The sequence below is a fragment of the Caballeronia sp. Lep1P3 genome, from assembly GCF_022879595.1.
Taxonomy (GTDB): Bacteria; Pseudomonadota; Gammaproteobacteria; order Burkholderiales; family Burkholderiaceae; genus Caballeronia.
In genome coordinates, this window is sequence record NZ_CP084265.1 from 2,857,867 (window position 1) to 2,873,844 (window position 15,978).

Here is a 15,978-nt window from a genome sequence, read left to right on the forward strand (position 1 = left end):
AGATGTCGCGCTATTCGGCCTTCGCGTCGCGGCTGAGCAGCGCCTGCACCGCGTCGCGCGGCGTGACGTTCTCGAAGAGCACGCGGCATACCGCGTGAGTGATGGGCATGTCGATCCCGCGCGACTGCGCGAGCGACAGCACCGCGCGCGCGCAGCGCACGCCTTCGGCCACGTGACCGAGCGCCGCGAGAATCTCGTCGAGCGTGCGGCCGCTCGCGAGTTGCACGCCGACCGTGCGATTGCGCGAAAGATCGCCGGTGGCGGTGAGAATCAGATCGCCGAGGCCGGTGAGACCGGTGAACGTTTCCGCGCGCCCACCGAGCGCGACGCCGAGCCGCGACATTTCCGCGAGCCCGCGCGTGATGAGCGCCGCGCGCGCGTTCAGCCCGAGGCCGAGGCCGTCGGAGATGCCGGTGGCGATCGCGAGGACGTTCTTCACCGCGCCGCCCACTTCCACGCCGATGACGTCGTCGCCGGTATAGATGCGCATGGCGCCGTGATGGAACGCCGCGACGGTCCGCGCGCACAATTGCGCCGATGCGCTCGCCACCGTCAGCGCGACCGGCAAGCGCTGCCCCACTTCGCGCGCGAAGCTCGGCCCCGAAAGCGTGCCGTTGCTGCGATGCTCGGGCAGTTGCTCCGCGACGACCTGGTTCGGCAGACATTGCGTGTCCGCCTCGAAGCCTTTGCATAGCCAGACGATGTTCGCGGGAACGACGCCCGCTTGCCGCATCGCGCCGCAGAGCGAGCGCAGGCCCGCGACGGGCGCAGCGACGACGCAGAGCGCATCGGATGCGGCGGCATGCGCGAGCGCGCTGTCGAAGTCGGCCTGAAAAGCGAGCGCGCGCGGCAGTGCGACGCCCGCCAGATAGCGCGTGTTTTCGTGCGTTCGGGAGAGGGATTCGATGAGCGCGGCGTCGCGCGCCCAGAGCATCGTGTCGTGCCGCGCCGCGAGGTGGCCCGCGAGTGCGGTGCCCCACGCGCCGGCGCCGAGAACGGCTACTTTCATGCTCGGCTCCGGTTCGGCAGAGTCAGTTCAGCGCGTGACGCTCAGTGCGTCGCGCCGTTTGCCGTGCCTTCCTGCGCGCTCGCGAGTTGCGCGATGCGCTGCTCGTACAGCGCCTGGAAGTTGATCTCGGCGAGGTGAATCGGCGGGAAGCCCGCGCGCGTGATCGCGTCGGCGATATTCGAGCGCAGATACGGGAACAGAATGGTCGGGCATGCGATGCCGACGAGCGGATCGATCTGTTCGGCCGGGATGTTGCGAATGTCGAAGATGCCTGCCTGCTTCGCTTCGATCAGGAACGCGACCTTGTCGACGACCTTCGCCGTGACCGTGCCCGTCACCAGCACTTCGAAGACGCTTTCCGCGAGACGGTCCGCCTTCACGTCGACTTCGACCTCAACCGAGGGCATTTCCTGTTCGAGGAAAATCGCGGGCGAGTTCGGCTGCTCGAGCGACATATCCTTCAGGTAAATGCGCTGGATGTTGAAAAACGGCTGGTTGTTCTCGTCGGACATAGTGATTTCCTAGTGATTCGAATGCCCGGCGCCAAGCCGGGCAGCGTGTGGTGTTGTCAGGCCGACTCGAGCAGCGGCACGAGACCGCCCTTGCGGTCGAGCGCCGAAAGATCGTCGTAACCGCCGACGTGCGTATCGCCGATATAAACCTGCGGCACCGTGCGGCGCCCCGTGCGCGACATCATTTCCTCACGACGGCCCGGTTCGCGATCGATCAGCACCTTCTCGATCGTTTCGACCCCGCGGGACTTTAAAAGACGTTCGGCCATCTGGCAATACGGGCACACTTGCGTGCTGTACATGACGACTTTTTTCACTTGACGGCTCCTTGTTTCACGACCGGCATTCCTGCCTTCTGCCAGGCATCGACCCCGCCTTGCAAGACATGGACCTCAGCGTAGCCAGCTTCGGAGACGGCACGGCTGGCGCGCTGCGATTGCTGTCCGGTCTGACAAACGAGCACGACCGGATTGCTCTTATTCTTCGCGATCTGGCCGATTTTTGCTTGAAGCTCCGCCGCCTCGATATTGCGCGCCGACGGCAAATGTCCCTTCGCGAATTCGCCGGCGGGCCGCAGATCGACGATGACGGCGTTGCGCCGGTTGATGAGCGTGGTGGCTTCGGCTGCGGAAATGCCGCCGCGGCCGCGCCGCGCGATGACGGGCCAGAGCAGCAGCGCGCCGGAGACGAGCGCGATGACGATGAGTGCGAGATTCGTGTAATCGGTGAAAAACTTCACGTCTAGGGCCGCCGAAAGGTAGAGAAAAAGGAAGGAAGGAAAATGAGGGCAATCGGGGCATTATAAAATAACCGTTTCCCGCGATGGCCTATGCCGTTCGGCCGATGGCGGCACTCCGCGCGCGAGGGCAGGATGACGGAGTGCGGTCGGCGCGAGTCGCGCGCACCCGTTTTTCAACTGACCGACCTATCAAACATGTACAAGCTAGTGCTCATCCGCCACGGCGAATCGACGTGGAACAAGGAAAACCGGTTCACGGGCTGGGTCGATGTGGACCTGACCGAACAGGGCAACCGCGAGGCGCGTCAGGCGGGCGTGCTGCTGCGCGAGGCGGGCTACACGTTCGACATCGCGTACACGTCGGTGCTCAAGCGCGCCATTCGCACGCTCTGGCATGTGCAGGACGAGATGGACCTGATGTACATCCCGGTCGTTCATTCGTGGCGTCTGAACGAGCGTCACTACGGCGCGCTCGCTGGTCTGAACAAGGCCGAAACCGCGAAGAAGTACGGCGACGAGCAGGTTCTGATCTGGCGCCGCAGTTACGACACGCCGCCGCCCGCGCTCGATCCCAGCGATGAGCGCGCGTCGTTCAACGATCCGCGCTACGCGAAGGTCCCGCGCGAGCAATTGCCGCTCACCGAATGCCTGAAGGACACCGTCGCGCGCGTGCTGCCGGTGTGGAACGAGTCCATCGCGCCGGCCATCAAGGCGGGCAAGCAGGTGCTGATCGCCGCGCACGGCAATTCCATGCGCGCGCTCGTCAAGTATCTGGACGAGATTTCCGACGCGGACATCGTCGGGCTGAACATCCCGAATGGCGTGCCGCTCGTGTACGAACTCGACGAAAACCTGAAGCCGATCAAGCATTACTACCTGGGCGACGCGCAAGCCATCGCAGCGGCTCAGGCCGCAGTCGCGAAGCAGGGCAAAGCGGGCTGACCGGCCTGCCCGAGTCGCGGATCGCACGTTGACGGGCGTCGCATCGCGGCGCCCGTCGCACATTCGCGGTCGTCGAAATGACGCCCGCCTGACCGCGCGCGGTCGCCGTCGACAAACGCGCGCGCCGGCGTCCCGCAGCGAACGTTGGCGCGCGCCAAGGCACCGGGCATTTAAGTTGCGCTTAAGTCGCCTTTAGGGGCGAGCGGGTATACTGGCCCGTCACCCACGATGCAGCTCATTCGATTCCGAACGCACTCCTCTATGCGAAAGAACCTGAAAAACTTCAGCCTGATCGCCGCAGGCGTTGCCGTCGGCGCGCTGGCTACCCTGCAGATTTCCGCGTCCGCTCAGCAAGCCGCATCGTCGCCGTTGCCGCTCGACCAGCTCCGGCTCTTCGCCGAAGTGTTCGGGCAGATCAAGCACGAATACGTCGAACCGGTCGATGACAAGAAGCTCCTCACCGCCGCCATCAAGGGCATGGTGTCGAGCCTCGACCCGCACTCGTCCTATCTCGACAAAACGGACTACGAAGAGCTCCAGGAACAGACGAAGGGCCGTTTCGCGGGTCTCGGCATCGAGATTTCGTCGGAAGACGGTCTCATCAAGGTGATTTCGCCGATCGAAGACACGCCCGCGTTTCGCGCAGGCATTCGTCCCGGCGACCTCATCACGCGCATCAACGACAAGCCCGTGCGCGGCATGACGCTCGACAAGGCCGTCAAGCAGATGCGCGGCGATCCGGGCACGAAGGTCACGCTCACCATCTTCCGCAAGAGCGACGACCGCACGTTCCCGCTCACCGTCACGCGCGCCCTGATCCGCGTGCAGTCGGTGAAGATGAAGGTGCCGGAGCCGGGCTACGGCTATATCCGCATCACGAGTTTCCAGGAACGCACGGTGCCGGATCTCGCGTCGAAATTGCAGGATCTCGCGCGCCAGCAGCCGAATCTGAAGGGTCTCGTGCTCGACCTGCGCAATAACGGCGGCGGCCTGCTGCAAAGCGCGGTCGGCGTTGCGGGCGCATTCCTGCCGGACAACGCGGTCGTCGTGTCGACCAATGGACAAATCGCGGACGCGAAGCAGACGTTCCGCGACACCTACGACAACTACCGTCTGCCGTCCTTCGATTCCGACCCGCTGAAGAGCGTGCCGGACATCTTCAAGAAGGTGCCGATGGTCGTGCTGACCAACGCTTACTCGGCTTCGGCGTCGGAGATCGTCGCGGGTGCGCTGCAGGATCATCATCGCGCGCTGATCGTCGGCAAGACCACGTTCGGCAAGGGTTCGGTGCAAACCGTCCGCCCGATGACCGCCGACACCGCGCTGCGCCTGACCACGGCGTACTACTACACGCCGAGCGGCAAGTCGATCCAGAACCAGGGCGTGCGTCCCGACGTTCCGGTCGATCAATACGCGGACGGCGATCCGGACGACGCGCTCGTGACCCGCGAAGTGGATTACTCGAACCACCTCGCGAACACGCAGGACCCGAACGAGAAGAAGGAACAGGAACAGCGCGAACAGGATCGTCTCGAGCAACTGCGTCTGCTCGAAGAGCAGAACGACAAGAAGACGCCCGAGCAGCGCCGCAAGGATCGCGACCGCAAGCCGGTCGAATTCGGCAGCAACGACGACTTCATGCTTCAGCAGGCGTTGAACAAGCTGGAAGGCAAGACGGTCGTCGAATCGAAGTCGTTCGCCGAACGCAAGCTCGCGCAGAACAAGCCGGCGCGCTCGGCATCGGCGCCGGTGGTCGCGCAGCCCGCGCTGCCGGCCACGCCGGGATCGTCGCCGGCGTCCGGTTCGGTGCCGGCTTCGGCGCCGACAGCGCAGTCGAAGTAACGGCGAAGCAATCCGCAGAACGGCTTCGCGGCGCTCGCGCCGCGAAGCCGCTTTCTTTTTCGCGCGCTTAGAATCTCATTTCCATGCGCGCCGTCTTTCCGGCGTTCCCTTCGCAGCAACCTGAGCGCATTCGCGCGCCCGCTCGATGAACGACGACCAACTCCTCCGCTATTCCCGCCACATTCTCGTCGATGAGCTCGGCATCGAGGCGCAGCAGCGTTTTCTCGATTCGCACGCGATCATCGTCGGCGCGGGCGGGCTGGGCGCGCCCGCGGCGATGTATCTCGCGGCGGCGGGCGTCGGCAGGATCACGCTCGTCGATGGCGATTGCGTCGATATCACGAATCTGCAGCGCCAGATCGTCCACATGACGCAATCGGTCGGGCAACCGAAAGTCGAGTCCGCGCGGCAGACGCTGAACGCGCTGAATCCGGATGTCGTCGTAGAAGCCGTCAACGCACGCGCCGACGCCGCGTGGCTCGATGCGAACGTGCCGCGCGCCGCCGTCGTGCTCGATTGCAGCGACAACTTCGCGACGCGCCACGCGATCAACGCGGCGTGCGTCGCGCATGGCGTGCCGCTCGTTTCGGGCGCGGCGCTGCGCTTCGACGGGCAGATCAGCACGTTCGACTTCCGCTCGCCCGCGTCGCCCTGCTATGCGTGCATCTTCCCGCCGGATCAGGCGTTCGAGGAAGTCGCGTGCTCGACGATGGGCGTGTTCGCGCCGACAGTCGGCATCATCGGCGCGATGCAGGCCGCCGAAGCGCTGCGCGTGATCGGCGGTTTCGGGGAAACGCTCGCGGGCCGGCTCATGATGCTGGACTCGCTGCGCATGGAATGGAACACGATGAAGATCGCGCGCCAGCCGGATTGCCCGGTGTGCGGCGCGCGTCACGCCTGAAGGTCAGGCTTTCTGCAAGCGGGCGAGCGCCGCCTGAAGTTCGGCGGGCTCGTAGGCGGCGAGCACATCCGCGACCGGCTTTTCGAGCGCCTTCAGGTTCGCGCGAAGAATCTCCTGCTTCACGACGAGCAACTGGCTCGGATGCATCGAAAACTCGGTCAGCCCGAGCCCGAGCAAGAGGCGCGTGACGGACGGATCGCCCGCCATTTCGCCGCACACCGAGACCGGCACGCCCGCGCGCTTCGCCTCCCGGAGGGTGAACCCGATCAGGTGCAGCACGGCCGGATGCAGCGGATCGTAAAGATGCGCGACGGAATTGTCCGCGCGATCGATGGCAAGCGTGTACTGAATCAAATCGTTCGTGCCGATGGAAAGAAAATCCAGCCGGCTCAGGAACAACTGCACGGCGATGGCCGCGGCGGGAATCTCGATCATCGCGCCGACCTGCACCTGACGGTCATACGCGATGCCCGCGTCGTCGAGCTGGCGCTTCGCCTCGCGGATCAGATCCAGCGTCTGGTCGATTTCCTGCGCGTGCGCGAGCATCGGAATGAGAATCTTGGCCGGGCCGAACGCCGACGCGCGCAAAATGGCGCGCAACTGCGTCATGAACATTTGCGGCTCGGACAGGCTCCAGCGGATCGCGCGCAGGCCGAGCGCCGGGTTCGGCGCGGTTTCGTAGCCGTCGCCGCCGCTCATCGAATCGAGCGGCTTGTCCGCGCCGACGTCGATCGTGCGGATCGTCACGGGCTTGCCGTTCATCAGCTCGATCGCGCGCCGGTACGCGCCGAACTGCTCTTCCTCTTCCGGCAACCGGTCCTTGTGGTTCATGAAAAGGAATTCGGTGCGAAAGAGACCGACGCCCATCGCGCCCGCTTCCACGGCCACTTGCGCGTCGTCCGGCAGTTCGATGTTCGCGCACAGGTCGATCTTCGTGCCGCAGAGCGTCTGCGTCGGCGAGAACTTGAGGCGCTGGAGCTTGCGCTGTTCGAGCAGCTTCTCGCTTTGCCGATACGAATATTCTTCGAGGACGATCGGCGCCGGATCGACGATCACGATGCCATGGTCGCCGTCCACGATGATGAGATCGTTCTGGCGAATCAGCACGCTCGCCTGCTGCACGCCGACGGAAGCCGGAATGCCGAGACTGCGCGCGACGATCGCCGTATGCGACGTGCGCCCGCCGAGATCGGTCACGAAGCCCTTGAACGCCTGCGTCTTGAACTGGAGCATGTCGGCCGGCGCGATGTCGTGCGCGACGACGATCATCTCGTTGTGACCGTTGCTCGCGACGGTTCGCGCGACGAGCGACGCGGTCGTCGGCGCGCCCGCGAGCGCCTTCAGCAGCCGCTCCACCACTTGTTCGATATCGGCTTTGCGTTCGCGCAGGTATTCGTCCTCGATGTCGTCGAAATAGCTGCCGAGAGTCTCCAGTTGCTCGGTGAGCGCCCACTCGACGTTGTAGCGGCGCGCACGAATGAGGTCGATGGTTTCCTGCACGAGCATGGCGTCGTTCAGGATCATCGTGTGGACGTTGATGAACGCGCTCATTTCGCTCGGCGCGTCGGCGGCGAGGTCTTCGCGCAGCGCTTCGAGTTCGGTGAGCACGGCAGCCTGCGCCGCGTAGAAACGGGCGATTTCCGCGTCGATCTGATCCGGCTCGATCAGGTAATGGGCGACGTCGAGCGCGGCCGGCGCAATGAGATACGCTCGCCCGATGGCGATGCCTCGTGATACGGGAATTCCATGCAGCGTGAACGACACGCGCACCTCCTCTAGTTGTGATGTGCCCGCGATCTCCCAGGACCCGCGGCGGGCGCTTCGGCCTCGGCTAATTATAAGTTCGAACTATTCGAAAGTCGCTGCACGCCCTGTCGCGCCGGGGCCGAGCCGGTTTCGGCACGTTACGGCGTTCGGAGCGTTCGAAATGAAGCGCGCACAAAAAAGCCGCGTCGATGCGCGGCTTCTCCTTCATGTCGATGCGCGATCTATGCGCTTACTGCCCTTCGCCGAACTTGTCGGCAATCAGCGCGAGAATCGCCTGCATCGCCTCGGCTTCGTCGGAGCCTTCCGTTTCGATTGTCACCGTGCTGCCGATGCCCGCAGCCAGCATCATCACGCCCATGATGCTCTTCGCGTTGATGCGGCGACCGTTGCGGCTCATCCAGATTTCGCACTGAAAACTGCCCGCGAGCTGCGTCAGCTTGGCGGACGCCCGCGCGTGAAGCCCCAGCTTGTTCACGATTGTTGTTTCTTGTTGCAGCATGATGCTCCGGAACGCAAATGGATGATTGAAGCGACGTCAGTGGCTCGCGGCTTTCGCGGCGACGAGATCGGCGCTGGCGGAGCAGGCCGGATCGGGCGAACCGGCCGCTTTGGTCGCGAGCGCGCAGGGGTTGAGCGGCGTGGACGCGTCCAGTTCCTGGATGCCTTTGGAGCCGCCCTGCAGGATTTTTTCGGTGAGCGTGTCGAGCGGCGTCGCGCGATAGCAGACGGCGCGCACGAGCATCGGCAGGTTCACGCCCGCCAGCACGCGCACGTCCGGCGCGGCCAGGCTCGCGGCGATATTCGCGGGCGTCGCGCCGAAAACATCCGTCAGAACGATCGCGCCGTTGCCTTCCTTCAGACGATCGATTTCCGAGGTTGCGAACGCGCGCACTTGGACGGGATCGCAGTCGGGCATGACGTCGATGACGCCGATGCGTGCGGGCAAGCCGCCGTAGATATGAGCGACGCACTCGCGTAGCGCGGTGGCGAACGGTGCGTGCGCAATGATCAGGATGCCAGCCATGTCAGAATTGCTGCCTCTCTTGCGACAAATATGTCAGAGATCGCTCGAAAGCGCGCGAGCGTCGCGGGTTACTAACCAGAACAAAGCGAATATGCGTCCGGACGGCCGGGAAATCAACCGATCGCGCCCCAGATCGCAAGCCGTCGGGAAGTCGATTGTAACAGTGCTGGCAGCGCGCGTTTTGCAGCGCGCCAAACGCCTCGTCGCGGCGGTCAGCCGGCGGCGCGCTCCAGAGCGTCGATGAACATGGCGGCGACGTCGAAGCCGGTTTGGTCCATGATTTCGCGGAAGCACGTCGGGCTGGTGACGTTGACTTCGGTCAGATAGTCGCCGATCGCATCCAGACCGACGAGCAGCAGTCCGCGTGCCTTGAGCACCGGCCCGAGCGCTTCCGCGATTTCGCGGTCGCGCGCGGTTAGCGGCTGCGCGCGTCCGAGGCCGCCGGCGGCGAGATTGCCGCGCACTTCGTTGCCTTGCGGAATGCGCGCGAGCGAGTACGGCACCGGCTCGCCGCCGATCAGCAGAATGCGCTTGTCGCCGTCCGAAATCTGCGGGATGAACTTCTGCGCCATCACCATGCGCGCGCCGTCCTCGCTCAGCATTTCGATGATCGAGCCGAGATTCATGCCGTCCGCCTTCACGCGGAACACACCCATGCCGCCCATGCCGTCGAGCGGCTTCAGGATGACGTCGCCATGTTCGGCGTGAAATGCGCGAAGGCGCGCCGGATCGCGCGTGACGAGCGTCGGCGCGACGTACTGCGGCCATTCCCCGATGGCGAGCTTTTCCGAATGGTCGCGGATGGCCTGCGGCTTGTTGAATACGCGCGCGCCGCCGCGCTCCGCGATGTCGAGGAGCCACGTCGCGTTCACGTATTCGAGATCGAACGGCGGGTCCTTGCGCATCAGCACCGCGCCGAAGCGCGTGAGCGGCAGACTCTGCGGCGCCTCCGCGGAAAACCACGGCGAGCGGGCGCTGTCCGCTTCGTCGCCGACAATCGCGATGCGACGCACATCCGCTTCCACTGCGCTGCCCGTCCACGCGAGATGCTGCGGCTCGCACGCATAGAGCGCGTGGCCGCGCCGCGCGGCTTCGGCCATCATCGCGTAGGTCGTGTCCTTGTAGATCTTGAAGCGTTCGAGCGGGTCGGCGATGAAGAGGATGTCCATGAGTATTCGCTTGGGTTCACGCGGCCTCGGAGCTTACCGCAAGCCGCGCCGTTTCACCGGCATGACCGGCATGACCGGCTGCGGCGATCAGATCTGAATGGCTTCCGGATCGGTCTTTTCCAGTTCGACCGATGCCGCGAGCAGCCCGAGACGCGCAACCACGCCGTACATGTAGAAGCGGTTCGGCGGCGCCGCGCCGGGCTTCGCATGCGCATCGGGGAGCGCCGTGTGCTCGAAGCCGAGCGGAACGAAGTGCATGCCCGGCGCGTTGAGGTTCTGGTCGCGCTCGCGCGATTCGTGCACGCGATAAAACCCGCCGACGACATACCGGTCGATCATATAAACCACCGGCTCCGCGACGGCGTTTTCGACGCGCTCGAACGTATGCACGCCTTCCTGCACGATCACGTCGTGGACTTGCAGGCCGTCCTTCGCGTCGTTCATCTTCGCGCGCTCGCGCTTGGTGAGCGCGGCGACTTCGCTCGCGTCGTGCACGGTCATCACGCCCTTGCCGTAGGTGCCGGCGTCCGCCTTGATGACCACATACGGCTTCTCGCTGATGCCGTATTCGCGATACTTCTTCGCGATCTTCTTGATGACGCCGTCGATTGCGTCCGCAAGCGCCTCCTCGCCCGTGCGCGCCTCGTAATCGACGCCTTCCACATGCGCGAAGTACGGATTCACCATCCACGGATCGATTTCGACCGTCTTCGCGAACTTCTTCGCGACGTCGTCATAGCAGGAAAAATGCGTCGACTTGCGGCGCACCGCCCAGCCCGCGTGCAGCGGCGGCAGCAGATACTGTTCGTGCAGGTTTTCGAGCACCGGCGGAATGCCCGCCGAGAGGTCGTTGTTGAGCAGGATCGAACAGGGATCGAAGTTCTTGAGACCGAGACGGCGCGGCGTGCGCTCGAGCGGCTCCAGCACGATCTTCTGGCCGTCTGCGAGCGGAATCGTCACCGGGCCGTGGATGTTTTCATCGAGCGTGCCGAAACGGACGTTGAGACCCGCTTGCCGCATGATGGCCGCGAGCCGCGCGACGTTCTCGAGATAGAACGCGTTGCGCGTATGGCGCTCCGGAATCACGAGCAAATTCTTCGCGTCCGGACAGATTTTCTCGATGGACGCCATCGCCGCCTGAACGGCGAGCGGCAGCACTTCTTGAGGGAGATTGTTGAAGCCGCCGGGAAAAAGGTTCGTGTCGACAGGCGCGAGCTTGAACCCCGCGTTACGCAGATCGACGGAACAGTAAAACGGCGGCGTGTGCTCCTGCCATTCGAGACGGAACCACCGTTCGATGGCAGGCGTGGCCTCGAGGATTTTCCGTTCGAGCTCGAGCAGAGGGCCACTCAACGCCGTAACTAAGTGCGGAACCATTGATTTCTCGCGAACAGCTTTGCACGGAGCCGGATAAAACCCGGCCGACAGAAGACGAAAGATTGTAGAGCAATTGTTTTGCCTAATTGGGGATGGGCCGCCAATTACCAAGGTCTCCTGCCTCCGGTCCGCCGAACGCGTGCCCGCCTCGTAGACGAAACCCGGACGCGAGCCGTTTCATTCCATCCTTCGGCGAAAAAAACCCGCCATGAAGGCGGGCCAAGTCGCTGCGCTCATTCTTCGGGCCGCCGCGCACGCGCGATGCGCGCGCCCGCCGCAGCCAGCGTGTCACTCGACGTGCTCGCCGTGCAGCGTGACGTCGAGACCTTCGCGTTCCTGTTCTTCGGTGACGCGCAGGCCCATCACCATGTCGATGACTTTCAGCAAGACGAAGCTCACGACGCCCGAGTAGACGAGCGTGACGAGCACGCCCTTCGCCTGCACGAGCACGCTGCCGTCGAAGCCGCCGATGTCCTTCACCGCGAACACGCCCGTCAGCAACGCGCCGATGATGCCGCCGACGCCATGCACGCCGAACGCATCGAGCGAGTCGTCGTAGTTGAACTTGTGCTTGAGCCACGTCGCCGACCAGAAGCAGACCACGCCCGCGACGATGCCGATCACGATCGCGCCCGTCACGCCGACGAAGCCCGAAGCCGGCGTCACCGCCACGAGACCCGCGACCGCGCCCGAAATGATGCCGAGCACGGAAGGCTTGCCCTTGGTGATCCACTCCGCGAACATCCAGCCGAACGCGGCGAACGCGGTGGCGATCTGCGTCGTGAGCATCGCGAAGCCCGCGCGGCCGTCGGCCGCGACCGCCGAACCCGCGTTGAAGCCGAACCAGCCGACCCACAGCATCGACGCGCCGATGAGCGAAAGCACGAGGTTGTGCGGCGCCATCACTTCGCGGCCGTAGCCGACGCGCTTGCCGAGCACGAGACAGCACATCAGGCCCGCGATACCCGCGTTGATGTGCACCACGGTGCCGCCCGCGAAGTCCAGCACGCCCGCCGACGCCAGCCAGCCGGTCGGTTCCCAGACCATGTGCGCGATCGGCGAATAGACGATCAGCGACCACAGTGTCATGAAGACGAGCATCGCGGAGAACTTCATGCGGTCGGCGAACGCGCCGGTGATGAGCGCGGGCGTGATGATCGCGAACGTCAGCTGGAACGCGAAGTAGACGGACTCCGGAATCGTCGAGGCGAGATGGCTGACGGTGAGCGTCGTCGCCTTGTCGCCCTTGATGTAGGCCATGCCGTGCAGGAACACGCGCGAGAAGCCGCCGATGAACGAGCCGCCCGGCGTGAACGCGATGCTGTAGCCGACGACCGTCCAGAGGATTGTCACGAGACAGCAGATCGCGAAGCTCTGCATCGCGGTCGCGAGCACGTTCTTCTTGCGGACCATGCCCGCGTAGAAAAGCGCGAGGCCGGGAACCGTCATGAACAGCACGAGCGCGACGGAGGTCAGCATCCACGCGGTGTCGCCGGAACTGATCTTCGACGAATCGACGGAGAACGGCTCGGTCGGCGCGGCGGGCGCCGCTTCGGACGCGCCGGATGCGGCGGCCGCCGCTTGTGCCGACGAAGCCATCGCGGTGTTCGCGCTGGCCGGTGCGCTTGCAGCGGAAGCGGCGTCGGTCGCGGGCGCCGAAGCCGCGGCCGGAGCGGACGCGTCCTGCGCGAGCGCGGTGCCGACATTCGCGCCGATCAGCGCGCCCGCCACCATCAGAGACATCAAAAAGTTGCGCATTCTTCTGGTTCCTCTTATCGCCGATTTTTCTTAGAGCGCGTCCGCGCCGGTCTCGCCGGTGCGAATGCGAATCACCTGTTCGATGGCGGTGACGAAAATCTTTCCGTCGCCGATCTTGCCCGTGCGCGCGGCGCGCTCGACGGCTTCGATCGCCTGATCCACGATGTCGTCCGATACGGCCGCCTCGATCTTCACCTTGGGCAGGAAATCGACGACGTACTCCGCGCCGCGATAAAGCTCCGTATGCCCCTTCTGGCGGCCGAAGCCCTTCACTTCCGTGACGGTGATGCCCGACACGCCGATGGCCGAAAGCGCTTCGCGCGCTTCGTCGAGCTTGAACGGCTTGATGATTGCGGTAATGAGTTTCATGTATCCCTCGCTGTGGTTTCCCGATCCTTCCGCCTGCCGTTCCGCCGAAAAAGCGTGCAGAAAAGGTCGCGCCATTTACGCAACTCGTATGCCATGCGAGTATTCATAAGGCTTTGCGGGGATTTTCGAAACATCGCGTCATGCCCTCTGCCGAACGGCCAATGCAGCGCGCGCTTGCTGGCGCGGGGGCCGGTTCGTTGCTAGAGTGGTCGCGAGGTCCCGTAAAAAGGGCATGGACGAAGCGTTCGCGCACTTGAGACGGCTAAAATCGCGCGGCCTGTGCGGTGACTCCGGCGCGGTTCAACGCGCGGCGTGCGCGCACCAAGTTCGACCATCGGGCCATCCGGGGCACTGAGCTAACAATGAATGCACATTTCCTGTGCACGAGGGAGAAAACGATGAAGCAGCCCAACGACGTATTCAACGATCTGCAGCAGAAAATGAGCGAGCTTTTCAAGAATTCGCCCGCGAAGGATGTAGAGAAAAATATGCGAGCCATGCTTTCGCAGGGCTTTTCGAAGCTCGATCTCGTCACGCGCGAAGAGTTCGATACGCAGACGCAGGTGCTCGTGCGAACGCGCGCGCGCCTGGAAGAACTCGAGAAGCGCGTCGCGCAGCTGGAGCAGCGGCTTTCGAGCAGCGGCGCTTCGCAGGACTAAAGCGCCGCATCCTCTGGTACCCGGCCGGCGAGCCGTGAAGTCCTAGTCTCATTGCCGGCGCAGCCATCGCGGTGTGCGCCGTTTCAGGTGAAATCATGTCGCTTGCCGTGGTACGCAGCCGCGCGCCCGCCCCTGGGCGCGCGCCGGAAGTCGTCGTCGAAGTCCATCTGTCCAACGGGCTGCCGTCGTTCTCCATCGTCGGCCTGCCTGATCTCGAAGTGCGCGAAAGCCGCGAGCGCGTGCGCGCGGCGCTTCAGAATTGCGGCTTCGACTTTCCCGTGAGCCGTATCACCGTCAATCTCGCGCCCGCCGATCTGCCGAAGGAATCGGGCCGCTTCGACTTGCCTGTCGCGCTCGGCATCCTCGCCGCGAGCGGGCAGATTCCGGCGGAATCGCTCGAGCATCGCGAGTTCGCGGGCGAGTTGTCGCTGACGGGCGCACTGCGTCCGATGCGCGGCGCCTTCGCGATGGTCTGCGGCGCGGCCCGGCAGTACGCGGGCGCCGACGCACGCGACGCGCAGGCCGCGCGCGTGCCGCAAATCTACGTTCCGCTCGCAAGCGCAGCGGAAGCCGCGCTCGTGCCGGGCATCGATGTGTACGGCGCCGAGGACCTTCCCACGCTCTGCGCTCACCTCAACGGTGTGCCGGATGCGCGCCTGAGACCGGTGCGCGCCGAGACGCTTTGCGCGGCGAGCGGCGCGGCGTCGCCCGATCTCGCGGATGTCATCGGCCATCCGGGTGCGCGGCGCCCGCTCGAGGTGGCGGCGGCGGGCGGGCATCATCTGCTGATGGTCGGGCCGCCCGGCGCCGGCAAGTCGATGCTCGCCGCGCGCCTGCCCGGTCTCCTTCCGCCGATGACGGACGACGAAGCCCTGAGCTCCGCCGCGATTCTCTCGGCGAGCACGCTCGGCTTCAGCCCGGCGCAGTGGCGGCAGCGGCCCTTTCGCGCGCCGCATCATTCGTCGAGTTCGGTCGCGCTCGTCGGCGGGCGCAATCCGCCGCAGCCCGGCGAAATCACGCTGGCGCACCTCGGCGTTCTCTTTCTCGACGAACTCCCCGAATTCGACCGCAAAGTGCTCGAGACGCTGCGCGAGCCGTTGGAAGCCGGGCGCATCACCATTTCGCGCGCCGCGCAACAAGCCGACTTCCCCGCCGCCTGCCAACTCGTCGCCGCGATGAATCCGTGTCCATGCGGATGGCGCGGCGACCCCGCCGGCCGTTGCCGATGCTCGCCTGATGTCGCCGCGCGCTATCTGCGCAAGCTGTCAGGCCCGCTGATGGACCGCATCGACATTCAGATCGAGTTGCCCGCGCTTTCGCCTGCGGAGTTGTCGGCGCGCAGCGCGAAGCGCGGCGAATCGAGCGCGGACGTCGCGGCGCGCGTGTCCGCTGCGCGCGACGTGCAGTTGCGTCGGCAGGGCAAGACCAATCGCGAACTCGACGGACGCGAAGCCGACGACGTCTGCCGCCTCGATGCCGCCGGCGAAGCGCTATTGCGCTCGGCGGGCGAACGCTTCGGCTGGTCTGCGCGCGCGCACTACCGGGTGCTCAAGGTCGTGCGAACCATCGCCGACCTCGCGGGCGCCGACGCGCCGACCGCCGCACACGTCGCGGAGGGCGTGCAGTACCGGCGCGCGCTATCCATCGCCTGAGAAACGAAGCGTCCGTTTACTTGTGGAAAATCGCTTGTCAAGACTTGACTTATGCACACGGAGCCGATCCGTGGTTCGTTTTCATCCCATCAAACCGCCGCTTTGGAGCAATTGCCCAGACTATTGATTTTATTGAACTATTTAACTTGCCGCGTCCGAAGGCAAAGTAAGCGGCCGCCCGAATTTCGGGGCTTGGCGCGCTACCGTACGTTGTTCTCCACAAAGTTATCCACAGAGATTGTGGATAGCGGAAAAAGT

16 protein-coding genes are annotated in these 15,978 nt (G+C 64.8%); 5 read left to right on the forward strand and 11 right to left on the reverse strand.

What is annotated here, in order from left to right:
• Positions 1-10: 10 nt before the first annotated feature.
• From LDZ27_RS13385 to LDZ27_RS13400, 4 genes are read right to left on the reverse strand one after another with little or no spacing between them, the layout of a single operon-like run.
• Positions 11-1,009 (reverse strand): NAD(P)H-dependent glycerol-3-phosphate dehydrogenase, encoded by a 999-nt coding sequence (locus LDZ27_RS13385; RefSeq protein ID WP_244814544.1) that lies wholly within the window; start codon positions 1,007-1,009, stop codon positions 11-13.
• A 41-nt stretch (positions 1,010-1,050) separates the two neighbouring features.
• Entirely contained in the window at positions 1,051-1,521 is a 471-nt protein-coding gene (gene secB, locus LDZ27_RS13390; protein WP_244814545.1) for a protein-export chaperone SecB, read from the reverse strand.
• A 56-nt stretch (positions 1,522-1,577) separates the two neighbouring features.
• On the reverse strand, positions 1,578-1,838 hold the full coding sequence (gene grxC, locus LDZ27_RS13395; RefSeq protein WP_244814546.1) for a glutaredoxin 3: 261 nt from the start codon (positions 1,836-1,838) through the stop codon (positions 1,578-1,580).
• Positions 1,835-2,260, reverse strand: coding sequence for a rhodanese-like domain-containing protein (locus LDZ27_RS13400; RefSeq protein WP_244814547.1), 426 nt, complete (start codon positions 2,258-2,260; stop codon positions 1,835-1,837). The genes grxC and LDZ27_RS13400 overlap by 4 nt, the downstream gene beginning before the upstream one ends.
• A gap of 195 nt (positions 2,261-2,455) precedes the next feature.
• Between LDZ27_RS13400 and gpmA the strand changes: the two genes are divergently transcribed.
• From gpmA to LDZ27_RS13415, 3 genes are all read left to right on the forward strand, one after another.
• The gene (gene gpmA / locus LDZ27_RS13405) at positions 2,456-3,202 is read left to right on the forward strand and encodes a 2,3-diphosphoglycerate-dependent phosphoglycerate mutase (protein ID WP_244814548.1); all 747 of its coding nucleotides are present in this window, start codon (positions 2,456-2,458) and stop codon (positions 3,200-3,202) included.
• A 261-nt stretch (positions 3,203-3,463) separates the two neighbouring features.
• Entirely contained in the window at positions 3,464-5,044 is a 1,581-nt protein-coding gene (locus LDZ27_RS13410; RefSeq protein WP_244814549.1) for a S41 family peptidase, read from the forward strand.
• A 145-nt stretch (positions 5,045-5,189) separates the two neighbouring features.
• Positions 5,190-5,945, forward strand: coding sequence for a molybdopterin-synthase adenylyltransferase MoeB (locus LDZ27_RS13415; protein ID WP_244814550.1), 756 nt, complete (start codon positions 5,190-5,192; stop codon positions 5,943-5,945).
• A 3-nt stretch (positions 5,946-5,948) separates the two neighbouring features.
• Here the strand turns inward: LDZ27_RS13415 and ptsP are convergent, their stop codons facing one another.
• The 7 genes from ptsP to LDZ27_RS13450 all read right to left on the reverse strand — a co-directional run bounded on the left by ptsP (position 5,949) and on the right by LDZ27_RS13450 (position 13,409).
• The gene (gene ptsP / locus LDZ27_RS13420; protein WP_244814551.1) at positions 5,949-7,709 is read right to left on the reverse strand and encodes a phosphoenolpyruvate--protein phosphotransferase; all 1,761 of its coding nucleotides are present in this window, start codon (positions 7,707-7,709) and stop codon (positions 5,949-5,951) included.
• Positions 7,710-7,941: 232 nt separating this feature from the next.
• The gene (locus LDZ27_RS13425; RefSeq protein WP_244814552.1) at positions 7,942-8,211 is read right to left on the reverse strand and encodes an HPr family phosphocarrier protein; all 270 of its coding nucleotides are present in this window, start codon (positions 8,209-8,211) and stop codon (positions 7,942-7,944) included.
• Between the two features lie 36 nt (positions 8,212-8,247).
• Entirely contained in the window at positions 8,248-8,736 is a 489-nt protein-coding gene (locus LDZ27_RS13430) for a PTS sugar transporter subunit IIA (protein WP_244814553.1), read from the reverse strand.
• 212 nt (positions 8,737-8,948) lie between these two features.
• Positions 8,949-9,905, reverse strand: a complete 957-nt coding sequence (gene gshB / locus LDZ27_RS13435) for a glutathione synthase (protein ID WP_244814554.1) — start codon at positions 9,903-9,905, stop codon at positions 8,949-8,951.
• An 87-nt stretch (positions 9,906-9,992) separates the two neighbouring features.
• On the reverse strand, positions 9,993-11,282 hold the full coding sequence (gene gshA, locus LDZ27_RS13440; RefSeq protein ID WP_244814555.1) for a glutamate--cysteine ligase: 1,290 nt from the start codon (positions 11,280-11,282) through the stop codon (positions 9,993-9,995).
• A gap of 288 nt (positions 11,283-11,570) precedes the next feature.
• Positions 11,571-13,040: an ammonium transporter gene (locus tag LDZ27_RS13445; protein ID WP_244814556.1), complete on the reverse strand. Its 1,470-nt coding sequence runs from the start codon at positions 13,038-13,040 to the stop codon at positions 11,571-11,573.
• 30 nt (positions 13,041-13,070) lie between these two features.
• Positions 13,071-13,409, reverse strand: coding sequence for a P-II family nitrogen regulator (locus LDZ27_RS13450; protein ID WP_014190273.1), 339 nt, complete (start codon positions 13,407-13,409; stop codon positions 13,071-13,073).
• Positions 13,410-13,807: 398 nt separating this feature from the next.
• Here LDZ27_RS13450 and LDZ27_RS13455 point away from each other — a divergent pair, with 398 nt between their 5' ends.
• Both LDZ27_RS13455 and LDZ27_RS13460 read left to right on the forward strand, forming a co-directional pair.
• Positions 13,808-14,068, forward strand: a complete 261-nt coding sequence (locus LDZ27_RS13455; protein ID WP_244814557.1) for an accessory factor UbiK family protein — start codon at positions 13,808-13,810, stop codon at positions 14,066-14,068.
• A gap of 95 nt (positions 14,069-14,163) precedes the next feature.
• Positions 14,164-15,720 carry a YifB family Mg chelatase-like AAA ATPase gene (locus LDZ27_RS13460; protein WP_244814558.1) on the forward strand — a complete coding sequence of 519 codons (1,557 nt, stop codon included), beginning with the start codon at positions 14,164-14,166 and terminating at the stop codon, positions 15,718-15,720.
• Positions 15,721-15,978: the final 258 nt, after the last annotated feature.

Excerpts from the sequence above, each read along its gene's own strand:
- secB (WP_244814545.1), bottom strand. The coding sequence starts at position 1,521 with ATGTCCGACGAGAACAACCAGCCGTTTTTCAACATCCAGCGCATTTAC.
- gpmA (WP_244814548.1), top strand. The coding sequence starts at position 2,456 with ATGTACAAGCTAGTGCTCATCCGCCACGGCGAATCGACGTGGAACAAG.
- LDZ27_RS13460 (WP_244814558.1), top strand. The coding sequence starts at position 14,164 with ATGTCGCTTGCCGTGGTACGCAGCCGCGCGCCCGCCCCTGGGCGCGCG.
- LDZ27_RS13410 (WP_244814549.1), top strand. The coding sequence starts at position 3,464 with ATGCGAAAGAACCTGAAAAACTTCAGCCTGATCGCCGCAGGCGTTGCC.
- LDZ27_RS13430 (WP_244814553.1), bottom strand. The coding sequence starts at position 8,736 with ATGGCTGGCATCCTGATCATTGCGCACGCACCGTTCGCCACCGCGCTA.
- LDZ27_RS13445 (WP_244814556.1), bottom strand. The coding sequence starts at position 13,040 with ATGCGCAACTTTTTGATGTCTCTGATGGTGGCGGGCGCGCTGATCGGC.
- LDZ27_RS13385 (WP_244814544.1), bottom strand. The coding sequence starts at position 1,009 with ATGAAAGTAGCCGTTCTCGGCGCCGGCGCGTGGGGCACCGCACTCGCG.
- gshA (WP_244814555.1), bottom strand. The coding sequence starts at position 11,282 with ATGGTTCCGCACTTAGTTACGGCGTTGAGTGGCCCTCTGCTCGAGCTC.
- LDZ27_RS13425 (WP_244814552.1), bottom strand. The coding sequence starts at position 8,211 with ATGCTGCAACAAGAAACAACAATCGTGAACAAGCTGGGGCTTCACGCG.
- LDZ27_RS13455 (WP_244814557.1), top strand. The coding sequence starts at position 13,808 with ATGAAGCAGCCCAACGACGTATTCAACGATCTGCAGCAGAAAATGAGC.
- LDZ27_RS13450 (WP_014190273.1), bottom strand. The coding sequence starts at position 13,409 with ATGAAACTCATTACCGCAATCATCAAGCCGTTCAAGCTCGACGAAGCG.
- LDZ27_RS13415 (WP_244814550.1), top strand. The coding sequence starts at position 5,190 with ATGAACGACGACCAACTCCTCCGCTATTCCCGCCACATTCTCGTCGAT.
- gshB (WP_244814554.1), bottom strand. The coding sequence starts at position 9,905 with ATGGACATCCTCTTCATCGCCGACCCGCTCGAACGCTTCAAGATCTAC.